The 19,864-nt window shown below is 58.2% G+C and carries 20 protein-coding genes; 11 read left to right on the plus strand and 9 right to left on the minus strand.

Features of this window, described 5'->3' with window-relative positions:
• Positions 1 to 158: 158 nt before the first annotated feature.
• Positions 159 to 644: a hypothetical protein gene (locus VSS37_RS08880; protein WP_324694480.1), complete on the plus strand. Its 486-nt coding sequence runs from the start codon at positions 159 to 161 to the stop codon at positions 642 to 644.
• Here VSS37_RS08880 and VSS37_RS08885 read toward each other — a convergent pair.
• Positions 641 to 2,257, minus strand: coding sequence for a flotillin family protein (locus VSS37_RS08885; RefSeq protein ID WP_324694481.1), 1,617 nt, complete (start codon positions 2,255 to 2,257; stop codon positions 641 to 643). The two genes, VSS37_RS08880 and VSS37_RS08885, sit on opposite strands and share 4 nt — an antisense overlap.
• Positions 2,258 to 2,440: 183 nt before the next feature.
• Here VSS37_RS08885 and lipA point away from each other — a divergent pair, with 183 nt between their 5' ends.
• The 6 genes from lipA (at position 2,441) to VSS37_RS08915 (ending at position 6,703) form a co-directional block, all read left to right on the plus strand.
• Positions 2,441 to 3,391, plus strand: a complete 951-nt coding sequence (gene lipA, locus VSS37_RS08890; protein WP_324694482.1) for a lipoyl synthase — start codon at positions 2,441 to 2,443, stop codon at positions 3,389 to 3,391.
• Complete coding sequence (locus VSS37_RS08895; protein ID WP_324694483.1) at positions 3,388 to 4,131, plus strand: YdcF family protein; 744 nt, start codon at positions 3,388 to 3,390, stop codon at positions 4,129 to 4,131. The genes lipA and VSS37_RS08895 overlap by 4 nt, the downstream gene beginning before the upstream one ends.
• Positions 4,132 to 4,299: 168 nt before the next feature.
• A complete protein-coding gene (locus VSS37_RS08900) occupies positions 4,300 to 5,082 on the plus strand; it encodes an ATP-binding protein (RefSeq protein WP_324694484.1) in 783 nt (260 codons plus the stop codon).
• A gap of 1 nt (position 5,083) precedes the next feature.
• Positions 5,084 to 5,695, plus strand: a complete 612-nt coding sequence (locus VSS37_RS08905) for an ankyrin repeat domain-containing protein (protein ID WP_324694485.1) — start codon at positions 5,084 to 5,086, stop codon at positions 5,693 to 5,695.
• A 17-nt stretch (positions 5,696 to 5,712) separates the two neighbouring features.
• Entirely contained in the window at positions 5,713 to 6,054 is a 342-nt protein-coding gene (locus tag VSS37_RS08910) for a hypothetical protein (RefSeq protein ID WP_324694486.1), read from the plus strand.
• Positions 6,055 to 6,103: 49 nt separating this feature from the next.
• The gene (locus tag VSS37_RS08915) at positions 6,104 to 6,703 is read left to right on the plus strand and encodes a hypothetical protein (RefSeq protein WP_324694487.1); all 600 of its coding nucleotides are present in this window, start codon (positions 6,104 to 6,106) and stop codon (positions 6,701 to 6,703) included.
• Here VSS37_RS08915 and xerC read toward each other — a convergent pair whose 3' ends face one another.
• Genes xerC through dapF form a run of 3 tightly spaced genes read right to left on the minus strand, consistent with a single transcriptional unit; the run spans position 6,704 to position 9,163 of the window.
• Complete coding sequence (gene xerC, locus VSS37_RS08920) at positions 6,704 to 7,603, minus strand: tyrosine recombinase XerC (RefSeq protein WP_324694488.1); 900 nt, start codon at positions 7,601 to 7,603, stop codon at positions 6,704 to 6,706.
• 4 nt (positions 7,604 to 7,607) lie between these two features.
• Positions 7,608 to 8,327 (minus strand): DUF484 family protein, encoded by a 720-nt coding sequence (locus VSS37_RS08925; RefSeq protein ID WP_324694489.1) that lies wholly within the window; start codon positions 8,325 to 8,327, stop codon positions 7,608 to 7,610.
• The gene (gene dapF / locus VSS37_RS08930) at positions 8,324 to 9,163 is read right to left on the minus strand and encodes a diaminopimelate epimerase (protein WP_324694490.1); all 840 of its coding nucleotides are present in this window, start codon (positions 9,161 to 9,163) and stop codon (positions 8,324 to 8,326) included. Before dapF ends, VSS37_RS08925 begins: the two co-directional genes overlap by 4 nt.
• A gap of 129 nt (positions 9,164 to 9,292) precedes the next feature.
• Between dapF and VSS37_RS08935 the strand changes: the two genes are divergently transcribed.
• A complete protein-coding gene (locus tag VSS37_RS08935) occupies positions 9,293 to 9,523 on the plus strand; it encodes a sulfurtransferase TusA family protein (RefSeq protein WP_324694491.1) in 231 nt (76 codons plus the stop codon).
• 50 nt (positions 9,524 to 9,573) lie between these two features.
• The gene (gene bioF, locus VSS37_RS08940; RefSeq protein ID WP_324694492.1) at positions 9,574 to 10,752 is read left to right on the plus strand and encodes an 8-amino-7-oxononanoate synthase; all 1,179 of its coding nucleotides are present in this window, start codon (positions 9,574 to 9,576) and stop codon (positions 10,750 to 10,752) included.
• Here bioF and truD read toward each other — a convergent pair.
• Both truD and VSS37_RS08950 read right to left on the minus strand, forming a co-directional pair.
• The gene (gene truD / locus VSS37_RS08945; RefSeq protein ID WP_324694493.1) at positions 10,749 to 11,801 is read right to left on the minus strand and encodes a tRNA pseudouridine(13) synthase TruD; all 1,053 of its coding nucleotides are present in this window, start codon (positions 11,799 to 11,801) and stop codon (positions 10,749 to 10,751) included. The two genes, bioF and truD, sit on opposite strands and share 4 nt — an antisense overlap.
• Positions 11,802 to 11,808: 7 nt before the next feature.
• On the minus strand, positions 11,809 to 12,744 hold the full coding sequence (locus tag VSS37_RS08950) for a prenyltransferase (protein WP_324694494.1): 936 nt from the start codon (positions 12,742 to 12,744) through the stop codon (positions 11,809 to 11,811).
• An 82-nt stretch (positions 12,745 to 12,826) separates the two neighbouring features.
• Between VSS37_RS08950 and ubiD the strand changes: the two genes are divergently transcribed.
• Positions 12,827 to 14,290, plus strand: coding sequence for a 4-hydroxy-3-polyprenylbenzoate decarboxylase (gene ubiD, locus VSS37_RS08955; RefSeq protein WP_324694509.1), 1,464 nt, complete (start codon positions 12,827 to 12,829; stop codon positions 14,288 to 14,290).
• 30 nt (positions 14,291 to 14,320) lie between these two features.
• Positions 14,321 to 15,898 (plus strand): PD-(D/E)XK nuclease domain-containing ATP-binding protein, encoded by a 1,578-nt coding sequence (locus VSS37_RS08960; RefSeq protein ID WP_324694495.1) that lies wholly within the window; start codon positions 14,321 to 14,323, stop codon positions 15,896 to 15,898.
• Between the two features lie 158 nt (positions 15,899 to 16,056).
• On the opposite strand, the gene VSS37_RS08965 is transcribed toward VSS37_RS08960, so the two are convergent.
• From VSS37_RS08965 to VSS37_RS08975, 3 genes are all read right to left on the minus strand, one after another.
• Positions 16,057 to 16,716 (minus strand): methyltransferase domain-containing protein, encoded by a 660-nt coding sequence (locus tag VSS37_RS08965; RefSeq protein ID WP_324694496.1) that lies wholly within the window; start codon positions 16,714 to 16,716, stop codon positions 16,057 to 16,059.
• 323 nt (positions 16,717 to 17,039) lie between these two features.
• Complete coding sequence (lon, locus tag VSS37_RS08970) at positions 17,040 to 19,448, minus strand: endopeptidase La (RefSeq protein ID WP_324694497.1); 2,409 nt, start codon at positions 19,446 to 19,448, stop codon at positions 17,040 to 17,042.
• 9 nt (positions 19,449 to 19,457) lie between these two features.
• Entirely contained in the window at positions 19,458 to 19,853 is a 396-nt protein-coding gene (locus VSS37_RS08975; RefSeq protein ID WP_324694498.1) for an Hsp20/alpha crystallin family protein, read from the minus strand.
• Positions 19,854 to 19,864: the final 11 nt, after the last annotated feature.

A 19,864-nucleotide genomic window follows, 5' to 3' on the forward strand; every position in this document is an offset into this window, starting at 1 on the left:
ATTTAAGCGAAACTATATATTCAAACTATTAGATCGTGCAACTTTTTTATCATCTGTCAACCGCTCGTCACAGTTCTATAGCCGCTTATCGAGACGACAATTAATAGGCCAAAATCTTTACTAATTTCAAAACAGTGAGTGGAGATAAGGGCGGCAAGATGACTGGAAACACAATTAGCCCAACCAGCAAGGCGGCGCGTCACAGCAGGCTTGGCAGCCCCGATCCCGCATGCCTGCCCAGTCCCCAACTGACGGCAATTGCCACCCCAAGTATCGGCAGATCAGGGTTTCCCTACCAAAACCCATCCCCCAATGGCAATACGGAAGACAATATCAAATCCCTGATAAACCAGCAGATCAAACAGATACAATCACCCACCGCCATATCCGAAACACCCTCCCCACCGCTTCCACCTGACGCTAGCCAAGCAACCGCAAGCAGCGGCGACAACGGCCACACAAAACCAAAACAATGCACACCGGATGACCGATTCTCTTCACAGGAACAGTTGCAGGAGCTGATCCAATGGCGTTGGCAGTGGAAATGGGAACTGCGCTGGGAATGGGAAAAAGACCAAATGGATTGGAAAAAACGCTGGATATTTGCCGAGTTAAAAGCCATCCGCAAAAAACGTGAACATTAATGGCGGCCTTCGCGGTAATAAGCGTCATCGTCCTCATCCGCCATCACCGGCTCCTCGCGTTCCCGTGCAGGGTTCGGCGCAGCGCCGCTGCCGCTCTCCGGCTTACGCTCCCCTGAGCGGATGTCATCACGCAGTTCCCGGGTCATATCCTGAATGGAGCCGCCTTTTAAACCAACCTCGCCCAACAGGGTTTCAATCAGCGGAACCTGTGCGCGGTAGCGCAAGGCGCTGTCCACAACCTGATCCGCCAAGCTGCCGCCGCCATTGCCGCCGCTCGCCGCGAAACCGCCACTGCCGTTTCCACCCACCCCATTGCTGCGGCTACCGCCCAGCGCATTATTGAGCCCATCGATGTGCATGATCTTGATGCCCTCGATGTTTTCGATCGGGCGCACGCTTTCGCGGATAATGTCCGGCAAGCTCTTGACGATTTCCAGCTTGACCTGCATCGCGATTTGTTCGGTCGAAAGCTGGTTGGCCGCCTCGTTCAAGATGCGCTTGCCTTCAGCCTCAATCCCGTAGCGGATTTGGGCCGCCTGCGCCGCCAGCTTTTCCACCTCAGCATTGGCTTTGGCGATAATTTGCTGGCGTTCCGCCTCGGCTTCCGCACTGATCAAGGCGACTAACCGGGCACGCTCCGCTTCCGCCTGATCACGGGCTGTCCTAACCGCTTCAGAAAACTTTTCGAATTCGGCCTTGACCTTGTTGGTTTCAATCCAGGCTTGCGACACTTCGCGCTCCAACTCCGCCTGACGGATATTGGATTGTTGCTGCGCCTGCTCGATCATCAAATCCTTCTGGATATTGATCTCTTCAATCCGGCGCTGGGTTTCGGCATCGTTTTCCTCTTTCTGGCGCTTGCGTTCGTTTTGGTTCATCTTTTCCTTGAGGTCCATCTCTTCCTTCTTGATGGTGGCTTCAAGGTTTTTCTGCTTGACCGCGACGGCGGTTTCCTGGGCAATGTTGTTGCGGCGCTTTTCATTATCGGAAACAATTTGCTCCAGAATAGTCAGGCCGCGTGAGTCGAACGAGTTATTGGGGTCAAAATAACCCCTGTCAGTCTGGTCGAGACGGGTGAGGGAAACCGAAACAAGCTCCAGCCCGTTTTTGTGGAATTCGGCGTTCACCGCCTCTTCAACGTTGTGTTCGAAATCGGCGCGCTTCTGGTGCAATTCATCCAGCTCCATGCCGGAAGCCACCGAACGCAACGCAGCGACGCAGGGAGCCTCGAACAACTCCTTGATCTGCTCAGGGTTCAGGGTGCGCCGCCCCAGCGCGCGCGCCGCCGTGCTGATGGCACTTTCATCCGGTGCCACCCGCAGGAAAAATTCCGCCGTCACATCCACCCTCAGTGGGTCTTTTGTCACCAGGGCGAGTTCCTGGGCGCGGGCAATTTCAATCTTCATGGTCTGCATATTGATGGGGAGCATTTCATGCAGGACAGGCAGCACAAAAGCGCCCCCGCCCATGATGACCTTTTCCCCGCCAAACCCTGTGCGCACATACGAGGTGTCTTTTTGCGCCCGCTTGTAGAAGGCGGAAAACAACACGCCGCCCAGCACCAGCAGCACCAAAATACCAACTGACAGAGAAATATAAAGGTTCAAAGGCATGCGCTCACCCCATCCAACAACTTGCGTCAGCATGAGTATACGCAGAATTCCGCCATCACGCCTGAAAGCCTCCCATAGCACGTGAAAACAGGACATCCCTACCGAAACAAACAGTTTATACGTGCAAAGAAAATCCGGCATATAATGTGCCGACCATCCACCAAACGAGACCCACAAACCATCATGGAACGCAAAGAACCCGGCCATAAAGAGCGCGGCGCGGATAAGGTTGCCCGCATCCCCATCAAGGTTGAACCCACCACCGAATTCCGCCGCAAACCGGCCTGGATCAAGGCCAAAGCGCCCACCACCCCAGAGGTCAAGCGCCTGAAAGCGGTTTTGCGCGAACAAAAGCTGCATACGGTCTGCGAGGAGGCCGCCTGCCCCAATCTCGGCGAATGCTTCACCCACGGCACCGCCACCTTCATGATCATGGGCGACATCTGCACCCGCCGCTGCCCGTTCTGTGACGTTTCCCATGGCAAGCCGCTGCCGCTGGACGCCAATGAGCCGCTCAATATGGCGGAAACCATCCGGGCAATGGGGCTGCGTTACGTGGTGATCACTTCGGTTGACCGCGACGACCTGCGCGATGGCGGCGCGGAGCATTTTGTCCAATGCATCCAGCAAGCCCGTGCGCTCAACCCCGGCCTCAAGATCGAAATCCTGACCCCCGACTTCCGGGGACGCATGGAAATCGCGCTGCAAATCCTCGAAACCGCCCCGCCGGACGTTTTCAACCACAACCTGGAAACCGTGCCTCGCCTGTACAAACAGTCCCGCCCCGGCGCGGATTACCAGTATTCGCTCAACCTCATCCGGGAGTTCAAGAAATTGTTCCCGCACATCCCCAGCAAATCAGGCCTGATGCTGGGGCTGGGCGAAACCAAGGAGGAAGTGGTCGCCACCCTGCAGGATTTGCGCAACCATGACTGCGACATGCTGACGCTGGGGCAATACCTGCAACCCAGCCGCCACCATTTGCCGGTTGACCGTTTTGTGACCCCAGCGGAATTTGCGGAACTGGCGGAAATTGGTAAAGCGATGGGCTTCACCCAGGTCGCCAGCGGGCCGATGGTGCGTTCCTCCTACCATGCCGACCAGCAGGCGGCAGGCGTATTGCACAGCGAATGAACGCTGCGTTCAGCCGCACGCTTGAATTCCTGCTGCTTCCACCGGGCAACCTGCTGCTGTTCCTGTTATTGGCGCTATTGCTGTACAAATGGCGTAGCGCCGTGCTTGTGGTATTGGTGATTGGGATGCTGCAAGGGGTGGCGTTCAGCCTGCCGGTCGTGGCGGAAGCCCTAATGGGCAAACTGGAGCAACAGTATCCGCCCGTCCCGCAACTCTGGCTCCAACAGCCATTGCCGGAGGCCATAGTCGTCCTGGGTGCCGGGCGCAACCTGGAGGCGGTCGAATACGACGGCAAGATGAGTGCCAGCACCGAACTGGAGCGCCTCAATTACGCCGCCTACCTGCACCGCAAGACCGGCCTGCCGATCCTGGTGTCCGGCACTGACCAAGAAGCCACCTTCATGCAGGAAATCATGGCAAACACTTTCCAGGCCCCCATCCGCTGGCAGGACAGCAGCAGCCACACCACTTGGGAAAATGCCGAGTTTTCCGACCGGATACTGGCGCAAGCAGGCATCCATTCCGCCTGGGTGGTCACCCAAGCCTGGCATATGCCACGCGCCATGCGCGCCTTCAGCAACCGGCAGGTGCAATATTTCCCCGCCTCCACCACCTATGGCAGTTGCAACTTCTGGCGGCATGAATGGATGTGGTGGACACCGCAAGCAACCGCCCTGTCACGCAGCCAGACAGCCCTGCACGAATGGTTGGGTTTGCTGGCGTATGACTGGCGGCATTAGGCCCATGGTGATTGCGGAGAGGGGCAATCACCACGAAAAAATGGCGTATGGCTGCCCTTTCGGGGCTGCCTGAATCACCTGTAGCCATAAAGCAGCGGAAAATTCCTGTGGAAACGGCTAAACTTGGTGGCTACCAAACCGGCGAGCACATTACCCAAGGGAGCAACAATGGCTTTTGGCAAACTGACGATCGACTGGCGCAGCACTATCGCAGCAGTATGGCGTTCCAATCGGCACTTTCTGAAACCCATCCGCAATGTGGATTTGGTCAACCCTGACACACTATTGGGCATTGACGAGCAAAAAGACGCCATATTCCGCAATACTGAACATTTTCTGCGCGGCAAGCCAGCCAGCCATGTCTTGTTGTGGGGTGCACGCGGCGTTGGCAAATCCTCCCTGATCAAGGCTGTCCTCACCCGCTACCATACGTATGGCTTGCGCATGATCCAGATTTCCAAGGACGACTTGGGCGTGTTGGTTGATATTACCGATGAAATCGTTGATTCCCACCACCGTTTCATCATCTACTGCGACGACCTGACCTTTGAGGAAGGCAAAGGCGAATACCGCATGCTGAAAAGCACCATGGAAGGCACGCTGGAAAAGCCGCCGGAAAATGTGCTGATCTACGCCACCTCAAACCGCCGCCACCTGATGCCGGAGCGCATGTCCGACAACCACGCCACCACCTACATAGACGGTGAAATTCACCCCGGTGAAGCGGTTGAAGACAAATTGTCACTGGCAGACCGCTTTGGCCTGTCACTTTCCTTCCGCACCATGCACAAAGACACCTATTTGGACATCGTGGACAAATTATTCAAAGGCCGGGTGCAAGATCAGGAGTTGCTGCATCAGGAGGCATTGGCTTTCGCCATCGGACGCGGCGGCACCAGCGGACGGACAGCAAGACATTTCTTCAACCATTGCCAAACTGACCTGAACTGACATGGCGCACAACAGCAACACTTTCGGCATGACCCTTCCTGGAGCGTTCCCTACGGTTTTCTTGACTGGACTGCTGGCTTTGGGTCTTGGGGGATGCGGCGCAACCACGCCGGAGAAAGAAACCTTGGCGGCACAGCAGCCAACTTCCGGCACAGAAACTGCAACTGACCCTGCCGTTGCAGCGCCGACAGAAACGGCAACCGCCGCACAAGCCGCAGCGCCCCCTTTGTCCCAGGCAGAACTGAACACAAAACTGTGGGACGCCGCTCGGGCTGGCGATGCCAATACAGCCGCCAACCTGTTGCAACAAGGCGCTGATGCCAAGACTGCGACGGCTTCCGGCGAAACCGCGCTGCACGCCGCCGTTGCAGCGGGTTCCCTACCAACCGTCACATTGCTGGTCGCCCATGGTGCCAATGTCAACGCAGCCACCAACAATGGCTGGACACCGCTGCACCATGCCGCCCGTTTCAGCCGCCCGGACATCGCCAACTATCTGCGGCAACAAGGCGCTGACCCCAAAGCGGCCACCAATGGCAATCCACCCAAGACCCCCGTCCAGATGGCGCTAGATCAAGGCGACCTGCGTACCGCACGCATTCTGGGATATTAAGATTACGAGGATCAATCATGAAATGGACTGTATTTTTTCTGACCTTCGCCCTCTTGGCTGGTTTGACCGCCTGCACACAAGAAACCCAAAACAAAATCGGGCGTGAAATCAACAACTGGACTGGGGTCAATGGTGTCCTGGAGGTTTATGCAGGCGACAAGCTGGTCAGGCGATTCCTAAAAGTCGACAAACTAAGCACGGCATCCGGTACCACGGGTAATGCTGAACGCCCCTACCGTTTTGGCTACGGCATTCTTGACGCCAATCTGAATGGCGTTGTGGATCCTGGCGAGAAAAGGGTCTATTTCGAATTCAGCGACTACTCGACATCCTATGTGTTCTTTGAAAATCCTGCCTGAGCACTCAAGCGGGGGACTCCAATATAATAATGGCAAACGGAGCGAATACATGTTGCGGACAAGATTGGGCATTGGCATCGTGGTGTTGCCACTGTTGCTGAGTGGGTGCGGGGAGGACGCCAACAGCAACAAATCCTCCCCCTTGGCAGAACAATCAGCAGCCCCAGCCCTCAATAGCTACACCATTACGGCAGGTTCAGCTGGCCCTGTGCAACTAGGCATGCCTTCATCAGAAATCCTGGCCGCCATGCCCGGCGTCGCCGCTGGTGTGGAGCTGGATGGCGAAGGCATTGAATGGATGACCCTGACGCTGAATGGCGAAACCCTGATGAACGTCATGCTGGACAAAAACACCCATGCCGCCAGCCTGATCCGGGTGCTCAGTCCCCGTTTCGTCACCGAGCAAAACGTCAGGGTAGGGGAAAACCTGCAAAGCGCCGGGGAAAAGCTGGGTGGCCTGACTGAAATCCAGTGGACAGAGGTTGAATCCCGCGAATTCGCCACCTTCACCAATGCGCCAGCCAGCATGGTTTTTCAGGTGATCAGCAACGATGGGACCACAGCAGGCGTCTACAACAAAGGGGAAACCTCCACCACCATTGCATCCGCATCCGCCACCATCCACTCCATCTGGTTGATGACGGAGTGATCATTTCTTCCGGGCGCGTGGATGAGCCTGGTCATAGACGCTGGCCAGATGCTGAAAATCCAGGTGGGTATAAATTTGGGTGGTGCTGATGTCGGCATGCCCCAACATTTCCTGCACCGCCCGCAAATCTCCGGAGGATTCCAGCAAGTGGCTGGCGAAAGAATGGCGTAACTTGTGCGGGTGGACATGTTGCTCCAACCCTTGCTGCAAGCGCCAATGATTGAGACGGTATTGGATACTGCGTGGATGCAGGCGGGTTCCCAACTTGCTGACAAACAACGCCGTTTCCCCGCAAGCCGCCAATACACCGCGTTGACGCAACCACTCCTGTAGCGCCTGCAAGGCGATACGGCCCACTGGCACGTAACGGTGCTTGCCGCCCTTGCCCAACACCCGCACCTGCTGCTGTCCAACATCCCCAACATCCAACCCCGCCAGTTCCGACAGGCGCAGGCCGGAGGAATACAACAACTCCATCAACGCCCGGTCACGCACCGCCAGTATGTCATCAACCTCGATCGCCAACAGCTTGTCCAGCGTTTCCACATCCAGCGTATCCGGCAGCTTACGGACATGTTTGGGGGATTGCACATCCACCACAGGGTTATATCCGATCAGCCCTTCCCGCAGCAGGAAACGGTAAAAACGGCGGATCGACGACAACTTGCGTTGCAAGCTCTTGCCAGACAGCCCATTACGGTGCAAGTGGCTGATCCATTGGCGAACTTGCCAAGTTTGGACGGCGTTGATGCTGGCCTCGGCGGGAGCCGCCTGTTTTTCCAGCCAACGGATGAAATCGCGCAAGTCGCGCTCGTAACTGTCAATGGTGCGCGGCGAATAGCGCTTTTCGCTGAACAAATGATGATGATAACGTGACAGGATAGAATCGATGGTGTCCATCACCTCAAGCGCCAGCCTCAACCGTATGCAGCGGCGGCTCCAGATAGCGCGACAGCGCCCGCGCCACCAGCCCGCCAAGCTGGCCAATGAACAAAGTGCCCATCCCTGGATAAAAGCGTGCCTCGTTTTCGCTGCCCAGTGCCAGCACACCGATTTCACGGGCCTCGTAAAGCGGGATCAGGACAGCAGATTTGATGGACACGCCCTCCTCGCCAAACAGGAACGTCTGCTGGCGTGGGCGTAACCTGCCGCACACTGGCTGGCGTTTGCGGAACAAGGTGGCCAATTGCTTGAGGGATTTGTCATCCGGGTCGATGAAATGCAACCCGTCCCGCGAACGCCCCCGGCCAATCAGGCGCAACACCACGCTGTCGGCCTTGAAATCCCCGCGCAACATGTCATTGCAGGTCGCCACCACATCATCCAGGCTATCGCAGGTCATCAGCTCCAAGGCCAGATGGTGCAAGCGGGCGATCACATGCTCGCTATCGCGGGCAGCCTTCAACATTTCGGCCTGCCGTTCCTGCAACTCACGGTAACGTTCACGCTGGCGCTGCACCAGCCGCTCCAACAGGGAAACCGCCTGCCCAGTATGCGGGTGCGGTAGGCTCAGGCAATCCAGCAAATCCTCATGCTCGCGGAAAAAATCAGGATGCGCCCGCAACCATACAGCAACTTGCCCTGCGCTGATGTCCCTGTCCACCTGTTCATTTTGTGTGCTCATACTGTGACTGTTCCCCTGAATACCGTTTCCGCCGGCCCCGTCATCCACACCGGCTGCCCTTCACCCTGCCACATTATCTGTAGGTGCCCGCCACGCAATGCGACAGTGACCTGAGCATCCAGCAACCCTTGGATACGGCCCGCCACCACAGCGGCGCATGCGCCTGTCCCACACGCCAGCGTCTCGCCTGAACCACGCTCAAACACCCGCAGCCGGATGCTGCCCGGCCCCATTACCTGCATGAAACCGGCATTCACCCGATTGGGAAACGCCGGGTGCGTCTCCAGTTGGGAACCCAGCATTGCAACTGGCGCATCATCCACATCCGCCACTTGCAGCACAGCATGCGGATTACCCATCGAAACTGCTGCAAATGATACCATTTTTCCCGCCATTTCCAGAGTATAGAGCGTTTGCCTCCGTTCGGAAATGAACGGGATACGGGCAGGCTCCAGTTCTGGCACGCCCATATTCACGGTGACCTGCCCATCAGGCTGGATTTGCAGCACGATCCGGCCTGACGCCGTCATCACCGGAATGGTGGTTTTCTGCGTCAACCCTTCATCATGCACAAAACGGGCGAAACAACGTGCGCCATTGCCGCATTGCTCCACTTCGCCGCCATCAGCATTGAAAATCCGGTAACGGAAATCAGCGTCATCACCCGTATATGCCTCCACCAGCAGAACCTGATCACAGCCGACCCCGAAATGCCGGTCAGCTATCCGACGGACTTTGGATGCATCCAAAAACACCTGCTGACGCACGCCATCCAGCACCACAAAATCGTTGCCTGTCCCCTGCATTTTAGTAAAGCGAAGTTCACTACCGGCCATACACTGGAATTCCCGTCATCCTAAAAATGCCAGTATACAAAGATATGGAGATTCAGCAATTTTGATGATATGTTACAGCCCTTCTAGTTTTGGATCGCATCGTATTTAACTGAGATCAGGAGAGGAAAAATGTCTGATTTTAAACAAGAACTGGACGCACGCGGCTTAAACTGCCCGCTGCCGATCCTTCGCACCAAAAAAGCCATCAATGGCCTGACTTCCGGCGAAATTCTGAAAGTTATCGCCACCGACCCAGGCTCCGTCAAGGACATGGAAGCGTTCTGCAAGCAAACTGGCAATGAAATGGTCAGCAGCAGCGAAGCAAGAGGCGAATACACGTTCATGATCAAGAAAGCGTAACAGTTCCGGCAGGGGCGAATGGCTTTCGCCCCTATTAATAATAATCCTGCATGAATCCCGATCCAAAATTCTGCAAAATCCTCACTGAACTCGACACCCGCCGCTCCCGGCATTTGTATCGCCGCACCCGCGTGGCCGATTCCCCACAACAGCCGCACATGACCATCGATGGCAAGCCGATGCTGTCCTTCTGCAGCAACGACTACCTGGGGCTTGCCAGCCATCCGGACGTGATCCGCGCCTTCCAGCAGGCAGCGAACGAATACGGCGTCGGCAGCGGAGCCGCGCACTTGGTCAACGGCCATTCCCGCCCTCACCAACAATTGGAAGAAGCGCTCGCGGCCTTCACCGGGCGTGACCGCGCCCTGCTGTTTTCCACCGGCTACATGGCAAACCTTGGCGTCGCCAATGCGCTGTTGGGCAAACGCAGCGATATTGTTTACGCAGACCGCCTCAACCACGCCTCACTGATCGACGCGGGGCTGTTGTCCGGCGCAAAACTGGTGCGCTACCCGCATAATGACACCATCAACCTCGGCAAGCGCCTGTTGGCGCACGACAACCCGGAAGCCACCCGCCTGATCATGACCGACGGAATATTCAGCATGGATGGCGACGCCGCGCCTGTGCGCAAACTGGCGCTGATGGCGCGCACGCACGACGCCTGGCTGATGGTGGATGACGCACACGGCATCGGCGTCCTGGGGCCGACCGGCGGCGGGCTACTGGAAGCCGAAGGGCTCACCCAAGCTGACGTGCCAATCCTGATGGGCACACTGGGCAAGGCGCTGGGCACGGCGGGCGCATTCGTCGCTGGAGACGGCGACCTGATCGAATACCTGATCCAGACCGCCCGCACCTGGATTTACACCACCGCCCAGCCGCCCGCCGTGGCCGCCGCGACCCTCACCAGCCTGCAACTGGCGCAGACGGAAAACTGGCGGCGGGAACATTTGCAGGCGCTGATCCGGCAATTCCGGCAAGGCGTGGAGCAACTCGGCCTGCCATTGCTGCCGTCCAACACACCGATCCAGCCTATCCTGGTCGGCGGCAGCGAACAGGCGCAGGCCATGAGCCACAAGCTGGAAGGACGCGGCATTCTGGTGACCGCCATCCGCCCGCCGACAGTGCCCCCCGACACGGCGCGGTTACGGGTCACCTTGTCGGCGGCGCATTCAGCAGCGGATGTGGAACGCCTGCTGGAAGCACTGGCGGATTCAGCCGCCTAAGCATCCCTTGTTGGGGCTGGCGCATGAAACGTCCCCAATTGCCCCAGCAGCACGGTGGCGTAAGCCCCTGGCGGCAGTTCAAACGACAGTTTCAAGGTGCTGCCATCCACCCTTTCAAAACCAATGTCCCCCACCCGGATGCGCAAGGCGCGGCGCTCTTGCTTCAAGCCCTGCTTTTCCAGACCGGCGCAGAAAACCGTAAAGGCGTCCGCCTGCGCCTGCTCCAGGTCGCGGGCGACGGCTTGCGTCTCCAGCTCCCCCCTGCCCCACAATGCGCCAGTCGGGTGGATTTCCAACGCATCCAGCCGCTGTTGGAGCTCGGGGCTGGCGTCATCCGCAAACCAGGCGCTCCCACCATCAAACATGAAAATGTCGCCGGGCAACCGCTGGCACCAGGAGCCTTGCGCCACCCTCGCCGCCAGGATGTGGTTGAACACCCATGAACGGGCGGCGGACAGATACAAGCTACGCTGGTTGCGCTGCTTCGGTTTAAATTCGCCCTGGAACCAGCGCTCCGCCTTCAGCAGGTTGCCGAAGTTATGGCCGAAACGCTGTTCGCCATAGTAATTGGGCAAGCCGTACTGGGCAATTTGCTGGCAGACCTGTTCCGCCTCGGCGAAGTCGCCCGAGCAATCCCGCAGGGTAAGGGTGAAACGGTTCCCCACCAGCGCCCCGCGCCGCAGCTTGCGGTCATGGCGTTGCTGTTGGAGGATGACAAGCTCCGGCGGCAGGGCGGAAAAATCCGGGTCAGCCCTGCCGGGCAGTTGCAGGCTGAACCATTGGGTGGCGACGGCATGACGGTCTTTCAAACCGGCGTAGCCAACGTCCGCTGCTGGCACGCCCGCGCAACGGGCAAGCTGGCCAGCGGCCCAGTCGGTATTGGCGCCGGTTTTGCGCACTTGCAGCCACAGATGTTCGCCGCTGCCGCTCAAGGCGATGTCCATCTGTTCGTCAACGATAAAATCTTCCGCCAAGGTGCGGAACGCCCCCTGCAATGGCGCTGGGTAAGCGCGGGCGAATGGGGTTGCAGCGTAGTCGGTAGTGTTCATGCGCAAACTATACCAGCCACAGGGTCAGGCTTAACAGCACGCCATGCAGGATCATGCTGGCGATGGTCATTTTGATGGCTGGCTCCAGCAGCGGCGGCTGGGTGGCGTATTGCCGCAGCAACATCCCGGCCTTCGCGGACAGCACCAGTGGCGGCAGGCTCAACAGCGACCAGACCGGCAACGCCGCCGCGACCACCAGCGCCAACAGGATCAGCGCCGCCAACATGACCGCCCCCAGATAAATTTTCGGCGCGTTGCCCAACCCCATGCGCACCACCCAATGGTGCTTGCCGCTGGCGGCGTCCGCCTGATGGTCGGGAAACTGGTTGATGAACAGGATATTCATCACCAGCAGCGCCACCGGCAGGCTGACCAGCACTGGATAGGCGGACATTTCCCCGGTTTGCACAAACCATGCGCCCAGCGGCGTGAGGATGCCGAAACCCAGCGCCACCGCCGGTTCGCCCAGCCCCCGGCTGTTCAGGCGCAGCGGCGGCGCGGAATAGCCCCAGCCGACCACCACGCCCGCCACGCCAATCCACAACAGCCCCATGCCGCTGGCCCAGGCCAGCCCGACGCCCAGCAGAATGGCGGCGGCCAGCAGCAGGGAGCCGAACTGGAAGGTTTCCCCTGCATCCAACACGCCGTTCTGGATAAAACGGCTGCCACCGGTAAAGGGGAAAATCCGCTGCGTATTGCGTTCATCCGTACCGTTTTCGTGGTCATAGTAATCATTGAGGACATTGACCGCCGCATGCACCAACGCAGCCGCCAACAGGGTCAGCAGCAGCAACAGGAAGCTGACCCTCCCGCCCCGGTGCGCAACGGCGGCCACCCCGATAAGCACCGGGATCAAACTGGCGGCGAGGAACCCTGGCCGGGTCGCCAGCCAGTAACGCAGCAAAGGTGTGTTCAGGAGGGTTTTGTCCGGTTCTTGCGCCATGGTTGCTCTGCCTGCCAGGAAAACCCCGGATTATACGCACGCCCATAGCCAGCCCGCGAAATTTTCCGTTATCATCCTGGCCATGAAATACCACGACCTGCGCGATTTTATCCAGCAACTGGAGAAAATGGGCGAGCTGAAACGCATCAGCGTGGAAGTCGACCCGCATCTGGAAATGACTGAAATTGCCGACCGCGTGCTGCGTTCCGGTGGCCCCGCCCTGCTGTTTGAAAAGCCGAAAGGGCATAGCGTCCCGGTGCTGGCCAACCTGTTCGGCACGCCGCGCCGCGTTGCGTTGGGGATGGGCGAGGAATCGACCGAAGCCCTGCGCGAAGTCGGCAAACTGCTCGCGCTGCTGAAGCAACCCGACCCGCCGAAAGGTTTCAAGGACGCCATGAGCGCCCTACCGATTTTCCGCAAGATCCTGGATATGGCACCGAAAACCGTCAGCAAGGCACCCTGCCAACAGGTGGTGCTGGAAGGCGAAGCGGTGGATTTGGGCAAACTGCCGATCCAGCATTGCTGGCCGGGGGACGCCGCGCCGTTGATCACCTGGGGCTTGGTGGTCACCAAAGGGCCGGAAAAAGCACGGCAAAACCTGGGCATTTACCGCCAGCAGGTGCTCGGCAAAAACCGCGTGATCATGCGCTGGCTATCGCATCGCGGCGGGGCGCTGGATTTCCGTGAGTTCCAACAGGCGCATCCGGGCAAACCGTTTCCGGTGGCGGTGGCGATTGGCGCAGACCCTGCGACGATTTTGGGCGCGGTGACGCCGGTTCCCGACACGTTGTCCGAGTATGCGTTCGCGGGGCTGTTGCGCGGTTCGCGGACGGAGCTGGCGCAGGCGGTCGGGGTGGATTTGCAGGTTCCGGCGGCGGCGGAATTCGTGCTGGAAGGCCACATTTATCCTGACGACCTGGCTCCTGAAGGGCCATATGGCGACCATACCGGCTATTACAATGAGATCGACAGCTTCCCGGTGTTCACCATTGAGCGCATCACCCACCGCAAAGAGCCGATTTACCACAGCACCTACACCGGGCGCCCACCGGATGAACCGGCGATCTTGGGCGTGGCGCTGAACGAAGTGTTCGTGCCGATCCTGCAAAAGCAATTCCCGGAAATCGTCGATTTCTACCTGCCGCCGGAAGGCTGTTCCTACCGCATGGCGGTGGTCAGCATCAGGAAGCAATATCCGGGGCACTCCAAGCGGGTGATGATGGGGGTGTGGTCGTTCCTGCGCCAGTTCATGTACACCAAGTTCATCATCGTGGTGGATGACGACGTGGATACCCGTAAGTGGGAGGATGTGATCTGGGCTATGACCACGCGCATGGATCCGGCGCGCGACACCACGCTGGTGGAGCATACGCCGATTGATTACCTGGATTTCGCCTCGCCAGTGTCGGGGCTGGGGTCGAAGATGGGGCTGGATGCGACCAACAAATGGCCGGGGGAAACCACGCGGGAATGGGGCACGCCGATTGTGATGGATGCGGCGGTCAAAGCCCGCGTGGATGGGATGTGGAAGACGTTGGGGCTATAATCCCCTTATCACCCAAGGCAAACACGGCACATGAAAAAGCTACCCATCGGCATCAGCACCCTCGCCAACTTCATCGCAGACGGCTACGTTTATGTGGACAAAACCCCGTATGTGCAAATGCTGACCGACAGGGGCAAATATTACTTCCTCTCACGTCCGCGCCGTTTTGGCAAGTCACTGCTGGTGGATACCTTGCACCAGTTGTTTGCAGGCAATGAGACCCTGTTTCGCGACTTGCACATCCACCCGCACTGGGATTGGGCAGTGCAATACCCCGTCATATCCATCAGCTTCGCCGAGGGGCTATTGGAAAGCCGCACCGCGTTGGAACGGCGTATCCAGCAAATCCTGGAATTGAACCAGGAACAATTGGGGGTCAGTTGCCGCCACCATCAAGACCCTGCCGCCTGCTTCGGTGAACTGATCCGCAATGCCAAAGCCAAATACGGGCGCGACGTGGTGGTGTTGGTGGATGAATACGACAAACCCATCCTTGACAATATCACCCATCCAGAGGTTGCGGCTGAAATGCGCAACGGGCTACGCGACCTGTATTCGGTGATCAAGGGGCAGGATGCCAATATCCGTTTTGCCTTCCTCACCGGGGTCAGCAAATTTTCCAAGGTCTCGCTGTTCAGCGGCCTGAACAACCTGGAAGACATCACCCTTGACCCGCGTTACAGCGCCCTGTGCGGCTATACCCAAACCGAACTGGAACACCATTTTGCCGAACACTTGCAAGGCACGGACATGGCAATGGTGCGGTCATGGTACAACGGCTACAACTGGCTGGGGGAAAGCGTTTATAACCCGTTTGATGTGCTGCTGTTTATTGCCAAGGGCAAAAAGTTTTTACCGTACTGGTTTGAAACCGCAACCCCGTCGTTTCTGGTGGATATTTTGCGCACCCGCCCGTTTTATCTGCCCGACCTCGAAGCCGTGAACATGGATTACAAGGCTTTGGGGGATTTTGATGTGGACAAGATTCATCTGGAAACCCTGTTGTTCCAGACAGGCTACCTGACGATCAAGCGGGAAATGGTGGATGTGCCGGGCAGTTTGCCGGAATACGCACTGACTTATCCCAACAATGAAGTGCGTTATAGCCTGATGGGGTATCTGCTGGACAACTACCTCACGGATACCCGCCCGGAACGCAGCGCCATCCGCCAAGCACTGATCCGCAATGATTTTGCCACGCTGGAACGCCATTTCCGCGCCCTGTTCGACAATATTGCCCACCAGAATTACACCAACAACCCGATAGCCAACTACGAAGGTTATTATGCCTCTGTAATGTACGCTTTCCTGTGTTCCCTCAGCCTTGACACACGCGCCGAGGAAAGCAGCAACAAGGGACGGGTGGATATGGCCTTACGCTTGCCCTTTATCAATGGGGCAAAACGGGTGTATATCTTTGAATTCAAGATGGTGGATGGCACAGAAGGTGATGGCAGCGCAATGGCGCAAATCAAACAGCAGGATTACGCCGCGCCCTACCGCGATGGCCAGCACCGCATCTTTTTGGTGGGGATGGAGTTTAGTGCGCAAGTGCGGAATTTTGTAGGGTTTGAGTGGGAAGAAGATGGCAGCTCCCCCAACAGATGACCCGAGAAATCCACGCGGGAGTGGGATATACCGATTGTGATGGATGCGGCGGTCAAATCCCGCGTGGATGCAATTTGGGAGCAACTTAAATTGACCTGAACCCAGGACAAACCAACGCCCTCTGCCCCACACTGGCGTGAGCGCTGAAGCCTTCCACTTCAGGGAAGGAATTTCATATCACTTCTGCCGAGATTGAAGACAGCGCACCCTTGAAACTCCCTCCAGCAACTCTCCGGGATATTGGCCTCCAGCAATTCCTCCGGCGTAAAATCCCGGGTGACATCAATATCGGCAGGCAATCTGAGTAGCTTGCCCAGATGGGCACCGATATCTTTCCGGCCAAAGAGACGGACATGATCATGCTGCCCGAAACGCTGGCAGCGTTCCGCATAGCTGAGATCCTGAAAGTTTTCCTCGTATTTGCCGGGCGTGAACGGCACCACGAAAAAGTGGCGGCCGCTATCCTTGAGCATCCTGTGCAAATGGAAAAGGGTATAGGCGATATTGCAAGGGACGTGTTCCAACACATGGCTATGCAGGATCAGGTCAAATTCACGGGACGGCTGACTCTCCAGATCGCTTAAATCTATTTTGATGCAGTTTTCCACAAACGGGTAGCGGTCAGGGCTGATGTCCGCGACGATATAGTTTTCCTTGTTGATGCGCTTTGCCAATGCCTGGTACAACCCCAGTTCCGGGGCGATGTGCAGCACCTTGTGATGCGGAGCCAACGGCAGCCGTTGCAGGTAAAGCCATAGCAGGCGTGTCCTTTCCAAGGAAAAGCATTGTGAACACTGGACATTTTTCCTTGAACTCATGTCAACGAATTCATCATTTCCACACAGGTTGCATCGCATAAGAACTCCTTGAGGAAGACAATCCGGCCACGGGCATAGCGACTCTTCCTGCCATCGTGTGCTGGGCTATATTCGGGATTCGGGAGTGGATAATGCCGCCAAGCAGGCGACAGTCAGAGCATTCCCCCTTGCTGGAAAGCGACGAATATCCTAGCACAGATTCTGGACCATCCGCACAGCGTTGCCATCATCATCGGGGCAGGTTTCATGAAAAATAGCCCCCTGCCCCGATGTTCAAGCAGCAGGCCGGGCGATTGCTTCCCAACCCGCCCTCCTGTGCTGCGTCAAGCAGCTGATTTCAGCTCAGTTTGATGTGTATTGGCTTCCAGCGCGGCGGCCAACACATCTTCCACCGTTTCCAGCCAGATGACCTGCAATTGCCCACGGGCATTGGCGGGCACGTCTTCCCAATCCCGGCGGTTGCGGGCAGGCAGCAGCACGGTGTGGATACCGGCGCGCAATGCAGCCAGGCATTTTTCCTTCACCCCGCCAATCGGCAGCACCAGCCCGCGCAGGCTGATTTCGCCGGTCATGGCGACATCGCTGCGCACTTTCTGTTCGGTCAACAGTGAAACCAGCGCAGTGAAGATGGAAACACCGGCGCTTGGCCCGTCCTTGGGGATCGCGCCAGCAGGGACATGCAGGTGGATGTCGATTTCCTCAAAGACCTGCTGGTTGATACCCAGCTGTCTGGCACGTGACTTGATCAGGCTGAGGGCAGCCTGAGCACTTTCCTTCATCACGTCACCCAACTGCCCGGTAATGGTCAGGCGGCCTTTGCCGGGCATTTTGGTGGTTTCGATGAACAGGATGTCACCGCCAACCGGTGTCCAGGCCATGCCGGTAGCGACCCCGGGCGTACTGGTACGCATCGCCACTTCGCTTTCAAAACGTTGCGGGCCGAGGATGGCGTGTAGGTCATCCGGGCCGATATTGACCTGTATGGTTGTACCTTCGGAAACCTGCATGGCGGCGTGGCGCAGCACTGAGCCGATTTCACGCTCCAGATTGCGCACGCCAGCTTCGCGGGTGTAACCCGTGACGATGGCGCGCAGGGCGTCTTCGCTGACCTGAGCCTGTTCTGAGGTCAGGCCATTGGTTTCCAGTTGGCGCTTGAGCAGGTAACGCTTGGCGATTTCGACCTTTTCGTCTTCGGTGTAGCCGGGCAGGCTGATGATTTCCATACGGTCGCGCAACGGCCCTGGGATTGCGTCCAGCACATTGGCGGTGGCGATGAACACCACTTTGCTCAGGTCAAACGGCAACGCCAGGTAGTTGTCGCGGAACGTGCCGTTTTGCGCCGGGTCTAGCACTTCCAGCAGCGCGGACGCCGGGTCGCCGTGGAAACCGCCACTGCCGAGCTTGTCGATTTCATCCAGCATAAACACCGGGTTGCGGGTTCCGGCCTTGCGCATTTCCTGGATGATATTGCCGGGCAGCGCGCCGAGGTAGGTGCGGCGGTGTCCACGGATTTCGGCTTCATCATGGGTGCCGCCGAGGCTGGCGCGCACGAACTGCAAACCGAGCGCACGGGCGATGCTTTGCCCCAGCGAGGTTTTGCCGACACCGGGGGGGCCTGCGAAGCACAAGATCGGGCTGCGGCCTTCCGGGTTCAGTTTGCGCACCGCGAGGTATTCGAGGATACGTTTCTTGATCTTGTCGAGGCCGTAATGGTCGGCGTCCAGCACTGCGCGTGCTTTGGCTATGTCGATGTTTTCCTCATCCAGCTTGCTCCAGGGCAGGTCGACCAGCCAGTCGAGATAGGTGCGGATCATGGAATATTCGCCGGACGCTTCGGACATTTTTTGCAGGCGCTTGAGTTCCTTGGCGGCCTGGTCGGCGGCTTCCTGCGGCATATTGGCGTCGGCAATGGCCTGGCGCAATTCCTCGATTTCGGCGTCGTTGCCATCGTCATCGTCGCCCAGCTCTTTCTGGATGGCCTTGAGGCGTTCACGCAGCATGAATTCGCGCTGACGGGCATCCATCGACTGCTTGGTCTGTTCGTCGATTTCGCGGGTCAGCTTCAACACTTCGAGCTGCTGACGGACGTGGCCGGAAACTTTGTCGAGGCGTTCGCGCAGATCCATGGTTTCCAGAATCCGCTGCTTTTCCTGCGGGCTGATGTCGAGGAAATTGCTGACCAGATCGGCCAGCGCCCCTGCCGACCCCATGCCCTGGATAGCGGCGCTGATTTCCGGCGGCGCTTGCGGCAGAAGCTGTACGGTCTCGATGGATTTTTCCTGCAAATGCCGCATCCGCGCCTGGATGTCGGAATCGGAGCCGTCTTCTTCCGGCAACACTTCGACATGTGCGGCCAGGTAGGGACGGCTGCTGACGTAATCGAGCACGCGGAAACGTTCCTCGCCTTGCACAACCAGGTGGTGGGTGCCGCCTGGCGTGGTGACGTAGCGCAGGATGTTGGCGATGGTGCCGGTGGCGTACAGGTCGCTGCCTTGCGGCTCGTCGATTTCAGGGTGGCTTTGCAGCAGCAGGCCGATCTTGCGGCCACTGTTGACGGCTTCCTGCGCGGCGGCCAGTGATTGCTCGCGGCCAATGGTGATGGGGATCGCCATGCCGGGGAACAGCACGACATTGCGCATGGGAATGAGGATCAGGGCGTCACTCACAGCGGTTTGCGTGTTGCTGGCACAGGCGCTTGCAGAGGCCTGCAAGGTTTTATCGGTATCGTTCATTCACTTTCCTCAAATTTTGCGCAGGTGCATTTGCAGGCAGCCGTGCCTGATGCTGTGGCTGACCAGTTCGTACTGGCCGTGCGGCAGCAGGATGCGGCGTTCGAAACGTCCGTAGGGAAGCTCCAGCCGGTGGATGCGCACACCTTGAGTCTGGCGTGGCAATGGGCGCACGCCGCTGACCACGATCTGGCCGCTGTTGAGGTGGACTTCCACCCGTTCCGGCTCAACGCCGGGCAGGGCGACAGTCACCAGCACAGCGTCACGGGTTTCGATCATATCGACGGGCGGTTCCCAGGTGGGCGTCTGGGAAGGTAGGGGGCGGAAGCACTGGCGCTGGAGGCGTTCGGCCTCAGCCAGCAGTTCGAAGGCTTCGCTCCACATCCGGTTACTAGGGCGAAATGGCATGATCTTGACCT

This window comes from Candidatus Thiothrix phosphatis (genome assembly GCF_035668035.1).
GTDB classification, from domain to species: Bacteria; Pseudomonadota; Gammaproteobacteria; order Thiotrichales; family Thiotrichaceae; genus Thiothrix; species Thiothrix phosphatis.